We start from the raw sequence: 19474 nt of genomic DNA on the forward strand, positions 1-19474 counted from the left end.
CCTCCCCCACCCGCTCCCCGGTGCTCGACCAGGAGTCGAAGTGCGCGCCGACGAAGGCGTCCTCGCCCAGATACGGGCGGCCGTATTACTTCGTCAGAGCCGCGGTCGCCGCGGCGTCCGAGTCCGTCGCAAGAGTCGTGAGCAGCCGCAATGTCATATACCCCGCACTCTCTCACCCCTCAGGTACCGGCGGCCGGGAACCGAGCCGGGGTGGTCGCTACGCGCCGGGCCCGGAATCGGGGGCGGTGTCGTCCGCGGTGCGGCCGTCGGCTGTCTCGGGCAGAAGCGTGCGCGCCTTCTCCGCCAGGTCCGGCAGCGCACCCCGCCGATCACCGTAGGCCCGCGCCGGAGCGGCCAGAGCCAGTTCCTCACCCACCAGCACCACCGGGCTGGTGGGATACGCGACCCGGGCCACGAACCGGGTGATCTCATCGGCCGTCAGAATCTTCCCGAGCGGCGGCGTGGTTGCTGCACCGGTCATGGCATCTCCCCCATTGTCAGAGCTGGACGTTGCGTGGGCAGTAGCCCTTCGGCCGTCACAGGGACGTGCCATCTGCCCAGTTCAGTGATAGGAATGCGCGGTGATCGACGCGCACAAAGGATGGCCTGAAGGCGAGTGCACCACCACTCGCTTCTTCGACGGCATTGACCGCTGGAGGACTGCGAACCCACCGCCCGGACGCCGAGTTCGTGCCGCGGCGCGTCTCCAGCTTGTGGCCTGTCATGCCTGCCAATGTGGAGAGCCGGTCCGCCGCCGACCCGAGATCTTCAGCGACTGGCTGGTGCTGGCGGTGGCGTTTGGGCTGGCGTCGTTGGCGCCGAGCAGGAGGGCGCCAACAAGGTTGTCGATGTCAATGACCTGCCCTTCCGGAAGCGGATCGATGACCGGTCACCCCCAAGAGCTCCGGGTGTCGGCTGGTTACGGGTTGTTCGGTTCCCGCTAGAAGATGGCCCGTGGGATCAATCCGGTGGTTCGTCCATCCTGATCAAGGACATGTCCTGCCCTCTTGAATGTGTGGAGGCTGATGAACCGGTCCGAAATGGTGATGGACGGAAGTTCTCGCGTGAGTGCAGCCGCGAATGGCGCAATCTCGCTAACCGTCTGAAACCACATCGTGGCGACGATTGTCGAGGTTCCGGTAGTGGCGTTTGCAATTCGGCATTTTGGAATTCGGCTCAATAGGTTGCCGACCGTGTTCAACTCGCTCGGTGCGGTCGTGATCATGAAAGTCGTCTCAACGACTGGTCCGACAAGTGTGTTCGCTCCCTCGCAGCGCAGGGCCACGCGGCCCCCGTCGATCAGCCTTTCGACGCGGCGTCGCGCGGTCGGTCCGGTCACATCGCATTGCTCGCCGAGTGTGGTCCATGCTTGACGCCCATCTTTCGCCAGAGCTCCGAGCAGAGAACGATCGAGATCGTCCAGGAATGGAATCGTTTTCCTGCGTGTGGGCGCTGCCTGGGGTAATTGGAGAAGATGGGCCTGTTCCAGGTCTAACGCCTGGACGCGCCACCGCGCGCCTTCTGTGTAGTTGGTGAGCACGACCGTCGTTGCCACCGACCTGATTCCTTCGATCACCTCGATGCGGTCGGTGAGCAGACGGGTGAGGTCGGCAATGCTGGACACGAACACGATCACATGGAAGTCCGACGTCCCGGATGTGCTCGATACCGTGTCGACTGCTGGTTCGGCAATCAGGGCTTCTGCAACGTCATGCTTGCTCTGGGGTCTGCAGGTGATCGCAAGCCATGCGGCACATCCGAATTTCAGGAAGGTCGGGCCCGGAGCCACCGCGATCCATGCCGAGCCGCTCTCGGACAACAGCTTCCATCTTCGGGCGAGTGTCTTCGGCGAGTACTGAAGTGCCTCCGCCAAGTCCGCCCAGTCAGCGCGGGGGTTGAGCTGCAGCGCGCCGATAATTGCAAGGTCCAGTTCTGCTGCAGCCTGAGAGGTCATATTGGACATTATGGCCGTAAAAATTATGGAAATCGGCCAAAACCCAGGTCTCGTGAGGTGCGCCACTCAGAGTGGTTGAGCGCGAGTTGCGCAACCGGGACTCCCGGCCCACGAAGTCGAGGTCGATGCATGTGGACACAATCAGTCAGGGGTGAGGAAGGTGCCGTCCAACGGGCGGGTAGACAGCGGGCGGGCGTTGTGGCGCACGCAGTCGGGGCTGGCACCGCTCCCGCTCACCTGCTGCGCGGAATCGGTGGTAGCGCCGACAGTTTCGCACCACAATTCGGTGAGCTCAACAGTTCCCTGAGGCTGCTCGCGTGGGACGCCCCCGGTTCCGGGCGCAGCGGGGATCCCGGACGTCGGTTCGACCTGGACGACTACGCTGACGCCGCGGCCGAGGTAATCAGGGACCGCTGCGGCCAGGTAGGCCAGATGCGTCCTGGTGGTCCACCCTCCTCGGGAGCGCCGCAACGCGTGGTCGGCGGGCTCGATCTCGACCTCGCCGGGCGGCACGGACTGCGCCTCGGGAGCCCAGCGCACGCCCGCCGCATGCTGGTGAGCCTGCGCGATGGTCGAATCCACGCTGACGTCCCACACGATCGCACCCCGCGCGGCTTGGGTGAGTGCCGGCAATCCCGTCAGGATCCGCATCTCTGCGGACATTTCTGTTCGTGGCGTGCCAGCTTGCCGCTGACCATGTTTCGCAATTAATCCCCCACGTGGATTTCTCTTGCTTTCCGCCCACGAGTGGAAATCGTTAACTGTGCACACGGTCTATTTCTTCGTGCGAGCCATGCGTGGCCGATTCCGCCGAGGTGTGTAGCGGCATTTCGGGCCGGGGAATCCATTTCCCGCTCTATTTCATCTGTCACTCAGTGCCTGAATCTTGCGGTCTCGCGGTTCGGCATAACAGCAGGTTGAGGGCTCAAACTTTAAGAAATGAGAGCTTGCGCACAACTAGCCTCAGCGTTAAGATATTGACCACTTAAATAATTTGAAGGTTTTCCATTGTGCTCGTTATTCCAGAAACAGAGGGTCCCTAGAACGCTCTGATTCGCCACGCGGTTCACGCGCCGCGTGATCGCATGTTCGTCAAATAGCCGGGAGGCACAGTATGGGTGGTGCAGTCGCACGACCAGCGGGCGCAGGCTCGCCGAAGAAGGTCGCACTGGCGAGCCTGATCGGCACAACCATCGAGTGGTACGACTTCTTCATCTACAGCACCGCAGCGGTGCTCGTATTCAACCATCACTTCTTCCCCAGCTTCGACCCGGCCATCGGAACGCTGCTGGCCTTCTCGACCTTCGCCGCCGGCTTCGTCGCCCGCCCGATCGGAGCCATCGTGTTCGGTCACTTCGGGGACAGGGTGGGCCGAAAATCGATGATGGTCGTCACCATCTTGATCATGGGCGTCGCCACCGTGCTGATCGGCCTGCTGCCGACATATGCCACCATCGGCGCCTTCGCTCCGGTGCTGCTGGTGCTGCTGCGACTGACACAAGGCTTCGCGCTCGGCGGCGAATGGGGCGGTGCTGCGCTCATGGCCACGGAGCATTCCCCCGATAACCGACGTGGTTTCTTCGGCAGCTGGCCGCAGGCGGGGGTGGCGGTCGGACTGATCCTGGCGATGACCGTGTACCTACCCCTCGATGCAATGGCCGATGATCACTTCATGGCCTGGGGGTGGCGTGTTCCGTTCCTCCTCAGCGCGGTACTGGTGATCACCGGACTGATCATCCGGGTACAGGTCGCCGAGAGTCCGGAGTTCGACCGGGTCAAGGATGTGCACGCGGTCGTGCGCCTGCCCATCATCGAAGTTCTTCGCACACACCCGAAGCAGGTCCTCCTGGTCGCCGGCGCCAGCCTGTCGCCGGGCATCTTCTTCTACCTCCTGACCGTGTACAACTTCGTCTACACGCAAGAGGCGGGCGGCCTGAGTCAAAGCTCCATGCTGATTCTGGTGATCGTCACCTCCGCGGTCGGATTCGTGGTCACCCCGATCGCAGGTGCGCTCTCCGACAGGTTCGGCCGGCAACGGCTCTTCCTGCTGGGCCTTGCCCTCATCGGTTCTCTCGCCTTCCCGCTCTACTGGGCGCTCGACTCGGGCTCGTACGGCTTCATCGCTGTCTGCTACGTCGCCGCGACCATCGCCGTATACATCCCCTGGGCGCTGCAGCCGGCATACTTCTCCGAGGCATTCGACGCACGAGTCCGCTACAGCGGGCTGTCGTTGGCCACCACCCTCGGCAACCTCTTGGGCAGCGCTATCGCGCCTCTCATTGCCGGCACACTACTCAGCGCAACTCATGCGTCCGTCTCCATTTCCCTGTATGTCTTCGTCACCGCAGCAATGTCGTTCGTCTGTGTACTGGTGCTCGGACGGACGAACCGGAAAAAAGACACGCAAGCCGACAGCGGAATCGGCACCGATAACGTGAGCGGGCTCCGCACTCCCACCTACTCGGAGTGATACCCCTCATGGACGTCGCCTCTCGGGCACGGAAGCACTCACAATGACAGCGAACTCTGATCGGGTCCCACAGCTCCTGAAAGAACAACCTCTCGGAGAAGGGGTGCTCACCGTCCTGCGCTCTAGGGGTTCAGGCTCCGCCCGCCGCGGCACAGAATTCGCCCCCATCCAGTAACAGATAACACGCTGACGGAAGGAAACCCTATGAGCAGCAATGAATCACGCTACGAAACATTCACCCTGGAACGCGCAACACCCACCATCGGGGCATTCATCCACGGCCTGGATCTTCGTGACGAGATCACACCGCAGTGCCAGACCGAACTGCGCACAGCCTTCCTGGAACACGAAGTCCTGTTTCTTCGCGATCAGCACCTCGAGCCAGAAGATCAGCTCCGATTCGCGAAGGTGTTCGGAGACCCCCAGGAAGTAAGTGCATTCTTTCCCTCCCTTCCGGGAAACCCGTTCATCGAGGTGCTCGAATCTCGCGGTCGCGCAGCCGGAACCGACGTCTGGCACTCCGATCTGACCTGGCAGGCGACTCCAAATTCCGCGACCTGCCTCCACGCCCAGGACATCCCGCCCTGCGGCGGTGACACACTGTGGTCGAGCATGACTGCCGCATATGACGCGCTACCGGAGACGATGAAGAACCTCATCGACGGGCTCGAGGCCGTGCACGATTGGGAAAAGGAACTGACCGGCGTCGTCCGCCAAGGAGAGGACGCGGAAGCACGGTACGAGGAAACACGCCGAAAGTATCCTCCGATGACCCACCCCGTGGTACGCAAGCATCCGGAAACCGGTCGCAGACTCGTCTACGTCAACGAGTTGTTCACCTCCCGCATCTCCGGGGTTCCTCCGCAACTGAGCGACTCGCTACGAAACATGCTCACGGGCCTGGCCAAGACCCCGGAGTACCAGGTCCGATTCCGTTGGGAACCGAACTCCCTGGTGATCTGGGACAACCGATCGACGCAACACTACGCGGTCGGCGACTACCACCCGCACTACCGGCGTATGCACCGCGTCACCCTCAGAGGCGACCGCCCGGCCTGACACCTGTTCGCGGCGCTGGGCGACCCGATCAAGGGTCGCCCAGCAGCACTCATCCCCTCGATGGGCTGATCAATGACGGTGACAGCACCATCGAGGAGGAGAACACAGGCGGGCGGTGCACATTCCGGAGATCATCCGAACGCGATAGGCGTGCTCCACGGCGCCGTCGGTGTTCGGGGTGAAGAGAAGCGGACCTGGACCTCCCTTCCTCTCTAGGCCCGGACAACGGACCGTCCGCTCCAATATCTAACCGATGCAGCGAAATTGAGGATTTCCGGCGCTATCGATCACGAGGCCGTGTGTCATCGTTGCTGGGCCTGCTCGACCACCCAGGCTGCGATCTGCGCGCGGGAGGTGAAGCCGAGTTTGCTGAGTACACGCTCCACATGGCCTTGCGCGGTGCGGGGCGATATCACCAGTCGTGCGGCGATCGCCCTGTTGGTCAGGCCCTCGGCGGCGATCAGTTCGGCGACCTGCCGTTCACGTTTGGTCAGTTTCACTGAGGTATCAGGCGACGCGTCCGGGATCCGTTCGCCGAGGGCATAGGCGATGGCGGCGTCAAAGCCCAAGCGCCGCCCCTCTCGGCGCGCCGCCTCCACGGAGCTCTTGCCGAGCGCTCCATAGGCTCTCTGTTCGGACTCCTCGCGGGAGACGAGTAGATGGGGGAACCCCACCGTGGGGCTGCCCACGGTGCGTCCGAGTTCGTCAGCGGCCGCCATCAGGATGACCGCGCGTCGCGCGTCATGCGCTACGGCGGCGATCGAGCCCAGTGTCTCGAGGCACGCGATGGCGGTGCGCGGGGTGTTCACCTGCCGGGTCAACTGCAGTGACTGTTCGAGTAGTTGAACTGCCTGATCGGTATCACCGTGGCGCCACCCCGCATCGCCCATGGCCCACAGCGCGAACGACTGGTACATCGATTCACCGTGCGCCTGTGTGATCGCGACGATCTGTTCGTAACAGTCACTCGCCCGCTGGGATTCGCCGAGTTGTTCGTAGGCCATCCCCAGCCGGTGCAGGACCCCGACGTATGAAACGTCCTCCTGTGTGCGGAAAACGGTGCCGGCGCTTTCGAGTCGCGCGCAGGCGCGAGTGGGATCACCCCTGAAAAGGGCGAGGAGGCCGTCCGCGTACTCGATGTATGCGTGGCTCACCGCGTCGGTCGTCTGTTCGGCCAGTCTGCGGCCCTCCTCCACCAGTGCCGCCCCCGCGGAGAGGTCGCCCTGCAATTCGGCCAGCACGCTGCAGGCGTAGACCGCTTTGATCCGCTCCAGGGTCGGCTCCGCTGGCAGGTGTGCAAGGACGCGACCCAGCCAGTACCGCCCCTCGCTGAGCAAGCTCCGGGAGAGCCAGAAGGGGAGCAAGCTCGCGGCGATGCGAAGTCCAATGTTGGGGCTGTCGGACACACAGAACTCCATCGCCTCCCGTAGATTCGCTTGTTCACGCTCGAGTCGGGCGATCCAGTCCAGTTGCCGGGAGCTGATCCACTCGGCCTCAGACTCGGCGGTCAGTTGCTCATACCAGTCGCGGTGCCGTCGACGCAGTTCGACATACTCCTCGGTGGCCTGGAGCTTCTCATGCCCGTACTCGCGCAGGGTCTCGAGCAGCCGAAAGCACACGGCCGAGCCGGATTCCACCCGGATCACGACCGATTTGTCCACCAGGGAGGCCACGACATCGAGCGGATCCGATGATGCCAGTCCCATACCGCAGACCTGTTCCACCGCATCGAGTTCGAAGCTACCGGCGAACACGGACAGCCGAGACCACAACTGTTGCTCCTGCGGGGTGCACAGCTCGTAGCTCCAATCGATACACAGCCGAAGGGTCTGCTGACGAGAGGGAGCGCCTCGGCTGCCGCGGGTCAGCAGCGTGTAACGGTCGGTCAGCCGCGCAAGGATCTGCTCGGGCGACATCGCCCGCAACCGAGTCGCCGCTAGTTCGATCGGCAGCGGTAATCCGTCCAGCCGATGGCAGATCCCGGCGACCGCGGCGGCGTTGTCCTCGGTGAGCTCGAATCCGGGCACAGCTGCGGCTGCGCGCTCGGCGAACAATGTCACCGCGTCGTAGCGGGGCAGACCCTGCAGGGAGGGCGGTCGGTCGGGGTCGGGGACAGTGAGCGGGGGCACCCGGAGCAGTGTTTCCCCGCCGATACCGAGGGGCTCGCGGCTGGTGGCGAGGATGCGTAATCCCGGACACGCCCGCAGCAGGGTCTCGGCCAGCCCGGCGACGCCATCCAGGATGTGCTCGCAGTTGTCGAATACCAGCAGCAGCTCGCGCGGCACCAGAAATTCCGCTAGCACCTCGATCAACGGCCTGGCCGAGTGATCACCTATTCCGAGGGAGGCGGCGATCATGTCGACGAGCAACGACTCGTCCCGCAGCTCGGCCAGCTCCACGAGCCACACTCCGTCGGCGTAGTCGCGGTGCGTGATGGTCGCAACCCGCAACGCCAGACGCGTCTTCCCCACGCCACCGATCCCGGTGAGCGTCACCAAACGGGACACCGACAACAGGTTCTTGAGTTCTGTCACCTCGTTCCGTCGGCCGACGAAACTGGTGAGTTCCAGGCGAATGTTCGTCTTGACGTCCCCGACGGTGCGCGCCATCGTCAGGCGCTGCACGACAGAGTTCGGCAGTTTCCGCGGCGCGGACCCCGTATCGCCGTGGAGGGCCATCACGTCGACCGCAAACCCCCGGTGGAGCTGGATCTCACGGAGTTCGTCTCCGAGCTGGACCGCGGACGGGCGGTTGTGCGGATTCGTCGACATCGCCCGCTCGATCGTTGCCGCCACGTCGTCGGAGATTCCCTGTTCACGCAGATTCGGTACCGGCTGTGTTGTGATCCTCAGGAACTGGGCAACCAACTGCTCACCGCTGCGCCGTTCGAACGCGGCGTGGCCGGTGAGCGCGCAGAACAGCGTCGCCCCGAGCCCGTAGATATCCGAACTGGAGGTCGGCGGATCGCCTGCCAGCACCTCGGGCGCGGTGAAGGCCGGTGAGCCGGTCACGGTGCCGGTGGCGGTCTCGAATCCTCCGGCGATGTGCGCGATACCGAAGTCGGTGAGCGCGGGTTCGCCGTAGTCGGTGAGCAGGATGTTCGCCGGTTTCACGTCGCGGTGCAGGATGCCGAGCCGGTGCGCCGTCTCCACCGCGCCAGCGAGCTTTACTCCGAGCCGCAGCGCGTCGCCCAATGGCAGGGGACCGTGGTCTCGGATCCGCACCTGCAAGGAGTCCTGCGGGTGATAGGGCATGACGATGTAGGGGCGGCCGGTGGCGGTGGCACCGACTTGCAGGACAGGGACGATGTTCGGGTGACCGGTCAACCTGCCCATCGCCTGCTGTTCCCGGAAGAACCGTGCCCGGTTCTCCGCTTCCATGTCGGCGGTGAGGACCTTCACCGCGACCGTTCGGTCCAGCTCAGTCTGGATACACCGGTAGACAACGCCGAAGCCACCGCGGCCGATTTCCTGGGCGTCTTCGAGTCCAGCGGCTTCTAGCTCCGCTGTGACTGAAGCGCCAACCTCGCGCTGCGTCCGGTACGGATCGGCATCAACCATCGGCTACGCCGATTCACCCGATCCGAGACACCCTTGACGATGCAGCACGGCGCTCACCTCACGAAAACGTCCTACCAGGATATCGCTGCAACGCTCGAGCCGGACACCACCGCCCTCTCCGAAATCCACTGGCGGTCGTTAGTCCGGAGAAGAGACGTTCTGCAGGATCTTGATGGGAGGCTCCTTGTCGGTGCTCGGCGGCCGGGCCTGGCGACGCGCATCCAACCTATCTGTTACTCCCAGTTTCCCGTACTCGGCCTAGCTGCTCAGATCGTGGCCGGTGGCCGCACGCGCGTAGGAGTGGAGGCTGGCGATCACCTCGGCGCGGCTGCGACGTCCGGCCAGCACCTCCATCTGGTAACCGTCCTCCATGGCCACGAAATTCGCTGCGAGCAGGCGTGGCGGGTCGGTGAGCGTGAAGTGCCCCTGAGTCTCACCGATGACGAGAATGCCGTAGTAGACGGCGATTTGGCGTTCGGTCAGCGAACTGTCCAGGGCCGCCACCTTGGCGTCGCGCAGTGATCTCGGCCAGCACTCGAACAGCAGTCGGACCAGTTCGTCGTCCGGCCCGCTCGCGACGCCGTGGTCGATGCAGGCCCGGAGGCGGTCGCGCGCGTCGGGGAACTGGTCGGCGACGCGCTCGCGCTCCTGACTGAACCGCTCGATGGCCCGCTGATACGTCTCGTAGATCAACGCGTCCAGGTCGCCGTAGTAGAGCACCGCCGCAGGCGTGACCCCGGCCTGCTCCGCGATGTCACGCAGACGCAGGCCCTCCAGTCCACGCGCGAGCACCGCCCGCTGGACGGCCTCACCGAGTTCGGCCCGACGGGCCCCCTGATCCTTCTTCCGCGCCACTGCCCTCGCTCCGCTCTTTCCTGGTTTCTATATGGAGATTTAGACAATACCTGCCCAGCTATTGACAGGTAGATCACACTGTTCTTAAATTTCTATTTAAAGAATCCAATCCGATCTCAGGAGTCACCGTGTCGACCAATCCCACCGACGCCGAGACGAGTCTCGACCCACCACCAGCACCCACCGGGAAGGGACTGCGGGGCGGCTCCGTGGGTCTGCTCGCCGCAGTCGCGCTCGGCCTGTCCTCGGTCGCGCCGGCCTACAGCATCGCGGTCACGCTCGGTTTCGTGACGATGGTCGTCGGCAACCTCGCCCCCGCCGCCCTGCTCCTCGGTTTCGTGCCGATCCTTTTGACGGCGTTCGCCTTTCGCGAGCTGAACCGGGAGATGCCGGACTGCGGCACCACGTTCGTCTGGACCACCCGCGCGTTCGGTCCACACACGGGATGGCTCTCCGGCGGCTGGGTGGTGCAGATCGCGACCCTCATCGCGATGACGGCACTGGCCCGAGTCGGAGCCGGGTACCTCCTGACCCTGCTCGGCCTGGATTCGCTGGCGTCCGACAACGTCGCGGTAATCGTCACCGCGGTCCTGATCGTCGCCGCGGTCACCACCATCGCCTACCGCGGGCTGCAACTCGCGGCCCCCGTGCAATACGTGCTGCTGGGGCTGCAACTGGTCGCCCTGTTCGGGTTCGGAGCGGCCGCGTTCGCCCGCACCGGGGCCTCCGCACCGAGCCTGTCCTGGCTCAACCCGTTCGCGTTCGGCGGCTTCGGTCCCTTCGCGGAGGCGGTGCTGCTGTGCCTGTTCATCTACTGGGGCTGGGACGCGCTGATCACCGTCAACGAGGAAACCCGTGACAGCGATCGCATCCCGGGTCAGGCCGCCGTGATCTCCACGCTCGTCCTGCTGGGCACGTACCTCTTCACCGGATTCGCCGCGATCAGCTTCGCCGGCATCGGCACCGACGGGCTGGGCCTGGGCAATCCCGACAACGCGGGAGACGTACTCGCCACGCTCGGGCCGCCGGTTCTCGGCGCGGGCCTGTCGAAGGTGGTCGAACTCGCCATCTGCGTATCGGCGATCTCGGCGCTGCTCACCTGTGTCATCGGCAGCTCACGCGCCACCCTCTCCATGGGCGCCCACGGCGCACTGCCCCGCACCTTCACCCGAATCCACCCCACCTACCGCACCCCCGCGTTCGGCACGGTGTTCTTCGGGGCGACCGCCGCGGTCCTGCTCACCGCCCTCACGCTCGTCTCCGGCAACTTCCTCGGTGACGCGATCCTCTCGATCGGCCTGCTCATCGCGTTCTACTACGGCGTCACCGGTCTCGCCTGCGTCTGGTACTTCCGCCACCGCCTGAACAACTCCCCGCGCGACCTGTTCCTCCGGGGCATCCTGCCCGCACTGGGCGGGACGATCATGCTCGCCGCCTTCGCGCGCAGCGCCCACGACATGCTCGACCCGGGCTACGGGGCCACCTCGTTCCACGGCATCGGCGGGGTGTTCCTGCTCGGTGTCGGCTCGATCGCCGTCGGCGCCGTGGCGATGCTGCTCGTCCGCACCCGCTTCCGCCGCTTCTTCCGAGACGGCCGCACCGCCGTCACCGAACTGACCGTCACAGAGGACTGAAACCATGCGCACACTGACCATCGCCGCCGTCCAGACCGCCCCGATCCCGTTCGATGTGGAGGCCACCTGGCAGCGGTTCGCCGACCAGGTCCGCGCCGTGCGCGACACCTTCCCACACGTCGAACTCGTTGTGGTCCCCGAACTCGTGCTGGCCGCGGAGGCACCCCTCCTGCAGGCCCGCGCCGACTGGATGGACCGGGTGGCACTGCCACTCGCCGGCCCCCACATCGACCGGATCTGCGCACTCGCCGAGGAGACCGGACTGTGGCTGGTGCCGGGAAGCCTCTACGAGCGCGGCGACGACGACAAGATCTACAACACCGCCATCGCCGTGTCGCCCCTCGGCGAGGTCGTGGCCCACTACCGCAAGGTCTTCCCCTGGCAGCCGTACGAGCAGACCGCGCCCGGCAGCGAGTTCGTCGTCTTCGACATTCCCGGTACCGGCCGGATCGGTCTGGCCATCTGCTACGACGGCTCCTTCCCGGAGACCGCACGCCAACTGGCCTGGCTCGGCGCGGAAGTGATCATCCAACCCACCCTCACCACCACCCGCGACCGCGAGATGGAACTCGTCTGCTCCCGCGCCAACGCGTGGACCAACCAGGTGTACGTCGTCAACGTCAACGGCGCCGACCCGGCCGCAGTCGGTGCCAGCGTCGTCGTCGACCCCGAGGGCATCATCCGCCAGCAGGCAGGGTCGGGCGAAGAAGTGCTCGTCGACACCCTCGACCTCGACGCCGTGACCCGGGTCCGCACCTACGGCACGTTCGGCCTCAACCGCCCCTGGGACCAGATCGCCCGGTACGGCGACGGGATCCGACTCCCGATGTACGGCGGCGGGGGCATCCACACGCCTCCGTGGCACGAAACCGCCGTGCCGATCCCGGCGTCCACGCCCAGCTGACTCGCCCTCCCGGAAGGGGCGGTCACGAGAGACCCGCCCCTTCCTGGACCGGTCCTGGATAATTGCGAGAGTGAGGCCCCTCGCTGCGTCGTCCGTCGACACGGTCCTGCAGGACTATCAGCCGCGCATCCTGCGCCGCTACCTGTGGATCACGACTGCGCTGCACCTCGCGGGATTCGTCCTTCCTCCCATGGTCGGGTTGCCGATCCGGCCGGAGACCGTCGCCGCTCGCACGGCGGGCATCCTCCTGGGAGTGTTCGCACTCGTCGTGCTGTACCGGGGCGGACGCAGGCCGAGCCGACGGGCCTACCAGGTCTGCACGGCGGCGGCACTGCTCGCCACTCCGATCGTGATGTCCGGTCTCGTTCTCGCCGTCGCCCAACTGCTCTGCGCGATCGCGGCGATGTTCCTGGCGATGTATTTCGTCGTGTTCTACCCGAAGCGGCAGTCGCGGCTCCTCGTCGGATGCCTCACCGGGTTGATGGTGGTCGGAGTCGTCGTCGCCCCCACTGCCTTCACGCTGGTGCCGGTCGAGGTGGACACGGTGACCGTGAAGGCCGCCGTTCTCGTCGTGGCCGTCACCTGCGTGGTCGGCGCCGCCGAGATGTTCGGATCCCTCACCCGGACGCTGATCGAATCGGCCAGCACCGACGGACTCACGGCCCTGCTCAACCGCGCCGGTTTCGAGCTCGCGTTCCGGCACGCCGTCGAAGGCGCGGGCACCGGACAGGTCTCCGTGACATTGGTCCTCATCGACGTCGACCAGTTCAAGTCCACCAACGATCACTACGGCCATGCCGCGGGCGACGCGGTTCTCGTCGACCTCGCGAACTACCTCGCCGAGCACATGCCCCGCGGCGCCCTTCTCGCCCGGGTCGGTGGCGACGAGTTCGTCACCTGCGTGGTCGGCGAGCACCACGCCGGGCTGCCCGGCGTGATGGCGCAACTCGCCCGGCAGAGCCCTACCCCGTTCAGCCTCGGCGCCGCGTCGTGCACCGGCGAGGCCGACCCACTCACCGCGCTCTATCGAACCGCCGACCGCGAGCTGTACACGGCGAAGCAGCGGCAGCACCCACCCGAACCGCCCGGCGACGAACCCACACTGCGGACGGGGTGAAACGCCCGGGCAGACGCCGCACTCCGAGTCATTCGGCGATTCGCGCGGTCACCGGACGACGGTCCGCCGGCTTCACGTGGGTGACCATCCACACCGCGGCGACGACGAGCGCGCAGCCGGCGAACTGCCCGATGCTGGGCCGCTCGTGCACGATCACGACGGAGAACAGCATCGCCAGGACCGGCTGGAGCAGCAGCAATGTGGCGCCCACCTCGGCGGCGAGCCGCGGCAGGGCGAATCCGATGAGGACCCAGCCGAGTACCTGGCTGCTCAGCGACAGTGCCGCCAGCCATCCCAGCGCGGGCCATCCCGGCGTGAGGTCCACCGTTCCCCACAGTGATCCCACTGCGGTTCCGACGACGCCGGCGGCGATCGTCGACACGAAGACCTGCGACGACGCCCGGTGTGCGGATCCGGCGCGGCCGATGACGAAGATGTAGATCCCGTAGGCCACGCCCGCCGCCAGCGACAGCAGAGTTCCGAGGAACAGCTGGTCACCCTCGCCGCTGCCGCCGAGGATTCCACCGGCGAGAGCCACACCGGCGAACAGGAAGGGAACGGCCACGACGAACCGGACCGGCACCCGTGCACGGAAGAAGACCCACGCGAGCAGTGGCACGACGACGACTTGCACGTTGACGACGACGGTGGAGATGCCGGCGCCGATCAGGTGGATCGATCGCGCCCACAACGCGAAGTCGACGCCGAGCATCATCCCGCCGAGTACCTGGGCCGCGATCACCCTGCGCGGGATCCCGCCGTACCGCCGAAATTCTTGCAGCGCAAGAAGTCCGAGGATGGGCAGCGCCAGCACACACCGGAAGAACGTCGACGTGGCCGGCTCCACCCCGGACAATTTGATGAGACTGCCGGTCAGCGACGTCGCCACCGCACCCGCCAGCACCAGCAGTCGCGGATCCACGGACGCGACGCTGAAAGAGGGGCGGACGAGGGCACGGGGACGCAAACGGAGGGCGGTAGTCACACCGAAAATTCTCCGAGGCTCCAACCATTACAACAAGTGAATAGTCGTGTCATGAAAGAAGTAGAGTTACTACCATGTTGAGTGTCGATCGCCTCCGCGCGTTGTGCGCTGTCGCCGAACACGGATCGATCGGTGCCGCAGCCCGCGCCCTGCACGTGACGCCGTCCGGGGTGTCGCAGCAACTCGGCAAGTTCGAACGGGAGGTCGGCGTCGAACTCCTGGTACCCGCGGGCCGCGGCGTTCAGCTCACCGATGCGGGCCGGCTCCTGGCCCGTCGCGGACAGGAAGTGATATCGCTTCTGGCGCAGGCCGAATCCGAGGTCGTCTCCCTGGACCGCGATGTGGTGGGAGACCTGCGAATCGGGTCCTTCTCCTCCGCAGGCAGGGTGGTCGTGCCGACTGCCGTGGCGACGCTGCGCAGGCGCCACCCGCAGCTCAGGGTCAGCTTCTTCGCCGGCGAGACCGAGGACCTCATACCCGCGATCGTGCGCCGGGAACTCGACCTCGCCGTCGTCGACAGCTGGGTCACGATGCCGCTGCACCTGCCCGAGGACGCAGTGCACACCCTGGTGCACCGGGATTCGGCCGACGTCGCACTGTCCCGGGACCATCCGCTGGCGTCGCGCGACCACGTCGATCTCGACGAGATCGCGGACATGCCGTGGACGACGTGGAAGAAGGGCGCGGTGTACCACACCTGGCTGGTGCAGACGTTGCGTAACCGCGGCGTCGAACCGGATATCAGGTACGAGGTGCCCGAATTCGCGGCTCAACTCGAGTTCGTCGCGCACGGACTCGCCGCCGCTCTCGTGCCACGCCTTGCCCGCGTCTGGGTGCCGGACAACGTGGCGATCGTCCCGGTGCGTCCCACACTCGAGCGCGAGATCTACGCGCTCCGCCGCGCCGACAACGACCGGCCCACGGTCCGGGCCGGGATCGAGGCACTGACCGAAGCCTTCGCCGGCATCGATGCGTGACAGCTCCCCGTGGCCCGACCTGTCGCGAAGGGTCTGACCCGGCAACACCGGCCGCGTGCGAACACCTGTCAGAAGGCCCTACACGTGCAGGCGTTTCGGTTGCACAATGGTGGTGGGCAACCACCCGGAGGTGCGCGATGAGCGATACGTGTGCAGCGCCGATACGCCTGTGGCGTCTGGGTCCATGGAGCCGCAACCCGCTCATGAGGGGGTGCGACCGGCTCCGCTCCGCGATGGTTCTCATCGGGGTGTTCTTCGTGCTCTTGATGGTTCCGCTGGCCGCGGCCGTCGGAACCGAGACGTACTCGCGACTGGACCAGGAGACGCAGGCCGAACTCGCCACCCACCACCCGACACCCGCCACGCTCGTCGAGGATTCCCGCACCGGGAGCACGGGAGAACCCCTGCCGGCCGCTCCCCAGTATCAAGCGCACGCACGGGTGCAGTGGTCGGCGAACGGGCAGACACGCACCGCCGACGTTCCCACCGAATCGGGCACGAAGGCCGGTCAGACCGTCACCGTCTGGCTCGATCCGAACGGCGGTCTCGTCGCGGCGCCGGAGACCGGTTCGCAGAACGCCGCCACGGCGGTGAGCGTCGCGTGCGGGATCTGGGTGACAGCGACCGGCGGTTACTGCCTCCTCTTCCTCGTCGTCCACTGGGTTGCGTCCCGCCGGCAGCAGGCTCAGCTGACCCGTGAATGGAACGAACTCGACAGACCACCCGGGTGGCACGTCAGCTGACGGACGGCGGAACCGAGCCGCGCCGGCTACCGCCGGGGTGCCCCGTTCGGCGGCTGTCCGCCACCCCCACCGGGACCGCTCGGCGCAGACTGCGTGTTCGCCGACTTCTCGGCGACACCGATCGTGATCGAGATCGACATACCGGTGGCCGGTTCGCCCGACACGGTGGCCAACTCGGCATCCCAGCCGTCACCGAACACGTTGTCCGAGTCCAGGGAGACCTTCGACAGGTTGCCGACACTGTTCGCATAGCCGCTGTCGTAGGCGAAGACGGTGGTGCACGCGTCCTGCGGCACCGCGATCTGAGACGTCAACCGGGCGTCCTCGCCCGCCACCGCAGACTCCAATGAGTCGAACACCTCGAAGTGGATGTGCGGCCAGCGGCCCGAGTAGCAGGCCGGGAAGATCGACGTGAACGACACCCTGCCCGCGGAATCCGCGACCTGAACGCCACGCAGGTAATTCTGCTCGGTGATGCCCTGACCGTAGAGCGAGTACTCGCCGTCCCGGTCGCAGTGCCACAGGTAGACCGCCATTCCTTCGCCGGCCGCGCAGTCCTTCGTCAGGTCTTGCAGGTTCAGTTCGATGGTCGTCGCGACACCCTCCGCGGTCCCGGAGTACGCACCGAAGCTGCTGCGAATGTCCTGACGCACGATCCCCGACTCGACCAGCACGTTCGGACCGTTCGACCCGTCGCCGGGATACGGGCCGGCCGTTTCCTGCGGCGCCGCCGCCACGCACGTGCCGCCGCTCACCGTCTCCGCCGTGGACGCGGCCGCCTCCGTCGAGGACGAGGACGAGGTCGCCGTGGACCCCGCCGTCGAGCACGCGGCGAGCGCGGTCGCACCCGCCGCGCCGAACACGAACAATGCGCGGCGACGCGACAACATCGATTTCAGGTCGTGGCTGAGTCCGCGGTCGTGCTCGTGCACTTCGTCGGCGTGGTGACGCGGGCTGTTCGTCATGAGGACCTCTCCATGGGCTGTTCGGGTTACATCCCATACAAGCGGTCGCCGGTGCAGGCAGCCTCGAGCTCCGCTGTGGAGTCGCTGTGAACGCCTGTCGCCCAGCGGCGGTCGCCTGGGTCTGTCTCAGCGAGACGCGTCGGTCACAGGGATTCTGCACCGGCTGCGCCGGAGACCGACTCGTTGTCGAGGTCGCGCACGAGGGGAATGCCGAGGGCCGCGAGCAGCATCCGGCAGTCTTCGGCATCGATCGAGTGGTGGGCGACGGTCCGCTGAGCCTTACGGACGGACTCTTCGTCGAGCTCGCGTTCGCTCTCGAATATAGAAGCATCCCTGTCGGACATGGCTCCCACCTTTCCTCGGCATCAACTGAATAGCCCGGAGTGGGTCCACCGAAACCGACATGGCACAGCGCGATCGGGTGTCGTCCGAAGCGGATTCACATCCGCGTGTACGAGGCCGTGTCGAACCGGGCCTACGGAGGGTCAGCGACGGTAGGTCGCGAACAGCCTGCGGATGCTCTCGTCCCAGTACTGCTGGCGGCGGCGTTCGACGGCGCGGGAGAACATCGCCCACACCGCACCCAGGAGCAACGCGCTCGCGGCGAGGGTGATGAGCACTGCCGCGACCGCGGCGCTGACGACGTCGGAGGTCGTGATCCTCGGGCCGGCCCAGTTTCCGTCGTCGTCGACGGCGATGGTCTTCTCGGTGCCCGCCGGCGTTCCCGAGGGAACCTCGATGCTGTCGGTGCGCGACTCGGAGCCCCAGGCCCACGTCGCCTTCACCATCGGGGTGGTCCGGACGGAGCCGCGGGGCGACAGGGTGATGGGGGCGTCGGCGTTGGTGACGGCCTCGACGAGGGTCGTGGTGGCGCGTTGTTGCGCGGCCCGCGCACTCTCCTGGTGGTATTCCCAGGTGCCGATCACGGCGGCGATCACGATCGCGACACCCGCGAGGGCGACGATGACGGATTTCAGGGTGGCCGCGAACCGATCGACAGGTCGCGCGAACGGGTTGGACGGTCGACCCGACACCGAGTACACCACGGCTGCCTTCGAGCGCCCCAACACAATCCACCTCATTGTTTCGTCCACGTTAAATGTCTGCTTCACCAGTGTCGCCACTGATCAGGCAACAGGGAAACCGAAATGGACAAACTTGACGAGTCTCACACTCGGCGGGCAGACCGGAGTCGGCCCCGCTCAGCGCTGTGCGGGGCCGAGGTGCCGGGTCTCGGGCACGAGCCGGTAGTCGATGCTGACCATGACATAACCGTGCTCTGCGAAGTGCTGCACCAGATCTGGGCAGGCAGTTTGGTCTTGAAGCCGCCAACCACCTCCGTGAATCCACACGACCGCAGGCAAGGGCTGCTCCGCTTCGCGGGACGGACAAGATCGAGTAGCAGATCGGGGGCGTACTCGACGGTGGATCGGCGGACGCGTCACCCAGCGATCGTCGCGTGCATCTCCCACACGATGATCTCGGCGCCGGCGCCGGTGGTCATCTGCTGGCCGCCGCCACCGCTGAGCCGGACGGCGTCACCCTCGGCGAGGATGCCGACGCCTTCCATCGACGCTTCACCGCGCGCGACGAACACGTGGAGGAACGGTGCGTCGGGCAGGGTGATCGGCGCCTGCCCGGGCTGCAGTCGTGCGACATGCATTGCGGCGTACTTGTTCTTGATCCGGATCGCCGAGTGGTCCGCATGGTCCGGCATGCCCGATGCGACAGGGACCAGTCCCCCGGCGAGCAACTCGTGGTCGATTTCGAGTTGCTCGTAACCGGGTGTGATGCCGGCTTCGTCGGGCACGACCCACATCTGGATGAAGTGGACCGGATCGGTGTGCTCGTCGGTGTGCTCGCCGGTGACGCCGTCCAGTCGCCACGAGTCGTTCTTCTCCGAGTGCAGGATTCCGGTTCCCGCGCTCATCCGCTGGGCCAGCCCCGGGTAGATGACGCCGGAGTGGCCCATCGAATCCTGATGCACCAGTGAACCCTGGAGCACCCAGGTGACGATCTCCATGTCCTGGTGGGGGTGGGTGTCGAAGCCCTGACCCGGGACGACGATGTCGTCGTTGTTGACCATCAGCACCCCGTGATGGGTGTTGGCCGGATCGTAGTGGCGGCTGAACGAGAAAGAATGCTTGGAATCCAGCCAGCCGGCGTTGGTCTTGAACCGGTCGTCGGCTCGGCGGACGTCGAGGCGGGGTGGGGTGATGGCGGCAGTCATCAGCGAATCCTTTCCAGGTTT

At 65.9% G+C, this 19474-nt stretch carries 18 protein-coding genes; 7 read left to right on the forward strand and 11 right to left on the reverse strand.

Translation table 11 applies throughout. The features are described 5' to 3' along the window. Positions 1-217: 217 nt before the first annotated feature. From QM806_RS31270 to QM806_RS41875, 3 genes are all read right to left on the reverse strand, one after another. Entirely contained in the window at positions 218-481 is a 264-nt protein-coding gene (locus tag QM806_RS31270; RefSeq protein ID WP_005256501.1) for a hypothetical protein, read from the reverse strand. Between the two features lie 459 nt (positions 482-940). Continuing rightward, on the reverse strand, positions 941-1954 hold the full coding sequence (locus tag QM806_RS31275) for an Lrp/AsnC family transcriptional regulator (protein ID WP_080606133.1): 1014 nt from the start codon (positions 1952-1954) through the stop codon (positions 941-943). A 141-nt stretch (positions 1955-2095) separates the two neighbouring features. Beyond that, complete coding sequence (locus QM806_RS41875; protein ID WP_005256496.1) at positions 2096-2617, reverse strand: hypothetical protein; 522 nt, start codon at positions 2615-2617, stop codon at positions 2096-2098. A gap of 451 nt (positions 2618-3068) precedes the next feature. Between QM806_RS41875 and QM806_RS31285 the strand changes: the two genes are divergently transcribed. Both QM806_RS31285 and QM806_RS31290 read left to right on the forward strand, forming a co-directional pair. Beyond that, complete coding sequence (locus tag QM806_RS31285; protein ID WP_283293950.1) at positions 3069-4424, forward strand: MFS transporter; 1356 nt, start codon at positions 3069-3071, stop codon at positions 4422-4424. A gap of 204 nt (positions 4425-4628) precedes the next feature. Continuing rightward, the gene (locus QM806_RS31290) at positions 4629-5483 is read left to right on the forward strand and encodes a TauD/TfdA dioxygenase family protein (RefSeq protein ID WP_005256492.1); all 855 of its coding nucleotides are present in this window, start codon (positions 4629-4631) and stop codon (positions 5481-5483) included. 302 nt (positions 5484-5785) lie between these two features. Here QM806_RS31290 and QM806_RS31295 read toward each other — a convergent pair whose 3' ends face one another. Both QM806_RS31295 and QM806_RS31300 read right to left on the reverse strand, forming a co-directional pair. Beyond that, entirely contained in the window at positions 5786-9043 is a 3258-nt protein-coding gene (locus QM806_RS31295) for a protein kinase domain-containing protein (protein ID WP_054246759.1), read from the reverse strand. Positions 9044-9301: 258 nt separating this feature from the next. Next, on the reverse strand, positions 9302-9898 hold the full coding sequence (locus QM806_RS31300) for a TetR/AcrR family transcriptional regulator (protein WP_054246758.1): 597 nt from the start codon (positions 9896-9898) through the stop codon (positions 9302-9304). Positions 9899-10026: 128 nt separating this feature from the next. Here QM806_RS31300 and QM806_RS31305 point away from each other — a divergent pair, with 128 nt between their 5' ends. From QM806_RS31305 to QM806_RS31315, 3 genes are all read left to right on the forward strand, one after another. Continuing rightward, complete coding sequence (locus tag QM806_RS31305) at positions 10027-11532, forward strand: APC family permease (protein ID WP_283293953.1); 1506 nt, start codon at positions 10027-10029, stop codon at positions 11530-11532. A gap of 4 nt (positions 11533-11536) precedes the next feature. Continuing rightward, positions 11537-12436, forward strand: coding sequence for a carbon-nitrogen hydrolase family protein (locus QM806_RS31310; RefSeq protein WP_005569216.1), 900 nt, complete (start codon positions 11537-11539; stop codon positions 12434-12436). Positions 12437-12506: 70 nt separating this feature from the next. Next, on the forward strand, positions 12507-13553 hold the full coding sequence (locus QM806_RS31315) for a GGDEF domain-containing protein (RefSeq protein WP_283293955.1): 1047 nt from the start codon (positions 12507-12509) through the stop codon (positions 13551-13553). A 28-nt stretch (positions 13554-13581) separates the two neighbouring features. Here QM806_RS31315 and QM806_RS31320 read toward each other — a convergent pair whose 3' ends face one another. Continuing rightward, positions 13582-14538 carry a DMT family transporter gene (locus QM806_RS31320; RefSeq protein WP_043791009.1) on the reverse strand — a complete coding sequence of 319 codons (957 nt, stop codon included), beginning with the start codon at positions 14536-14538 and terminating at the stop codon, positions 13582-13584. Positions 14539-14612: 74 nt separating this feature from the next. On the opposite strand from QM806_RS31320, the gene QM806_RS31325 reads away from it, so the two are divergent. Both QM806_RS31325 and QM806_RS31330 read left to right on the forward strand, forming a co-directional pair. Beyond that, complete coding sequence (locus QM806_RS31325; RefSeq protein WP_005256479.1) at positions 14613-15515, forward strand: LysR family transcriptional regulator; 903 nt, start codon at positions 14613-14615, stop codon at positions 15513-15515. A 137-nt stretch (positions 15516-15652) separates the two neighbouring features. Then, positions 15653-16258: an Rv1733c family protein gene (locus QM806_RS31330; protein WP_186301218.1), complete on the forward strand. Its 606-nt coding sequence runs from the start codon at positions 15653-15655 to the stop codon at positions 16256-16258. Positions 16259-16284: 26 nt separating this feature from the next. On the opposite strand, the gene QM806_RS31335 is transcribed toward QM806_RS31330, so the two are convergent. From QM806_RS31335 to QM806_RS31355, 5 genes are all read right to left on the reverse strand, one after another. After that, the gene (locus QM806_RS31335; RefSeq protein ID WP_005569213.1) at positions 16285-17223 is read right to left on the reverse strand and encodes a dioxygenase family protein; all 939 of its coding nucleotides are present in this window, start codon (positions 17221-17223) and stop codon (positions 16285-16287) included. 143 nt (positions 17224-17366) lie between these two features. Beyond that, on the reverse strand, positions 17367-17567 hold the full coding sequence (locus QM806_RS31340; protein WP_005256474.1) for a hypothetical protein: 201 nt from the start codon (positions 17565-17567) through the stop codon (positions 17367-17369). A gap of 141 nt (positions 17568-17708) precedes the next feature. Next, complete coding sequence (locus QM806_RS31345) at positions 17709-18293, reverse strand: Rv1733c family protein (protein WP_005256471.1); 585 nt, start codon at positions 18291-18293, stop codon at positions 17709-17711. Positions 18294-18425: 132 nt separating this feature from the next. Then, a complete protein-coding gene (locus QM806_RS41495; protein WP_349307615.1) occupies positions 18426-18695 on the reverse strand; it encodes an alpha/beta hydrolase fold domain-containing protein in 270 nt (89 codons plus the stop codon). Beyond that, a complete protein-coding gene (locus QM806_RS31355) occupies positions 18665-19453 on the reverse strand; it encodes a pirin family protein (RefSeq protein WP_283293958.1) in 789 nt (262 codons plus the stop codon). Before QM806_RS31355 ends, QM806_RS41495 begins: the two co-directional genes overlap by 31 nt. Positions 19454-19474: the final 21 nt, after the last annotated feature.

This window comes from Rhodococcus sp. IEGM 1351 (assembly GCF_030056875.1).
GTDB lineage: Bacteria > Actinomycetota > Actinomycetes > Mycobacteriales > Mycobacteriaceae > Rhodococcus_F > Rhodococcus_F opacus.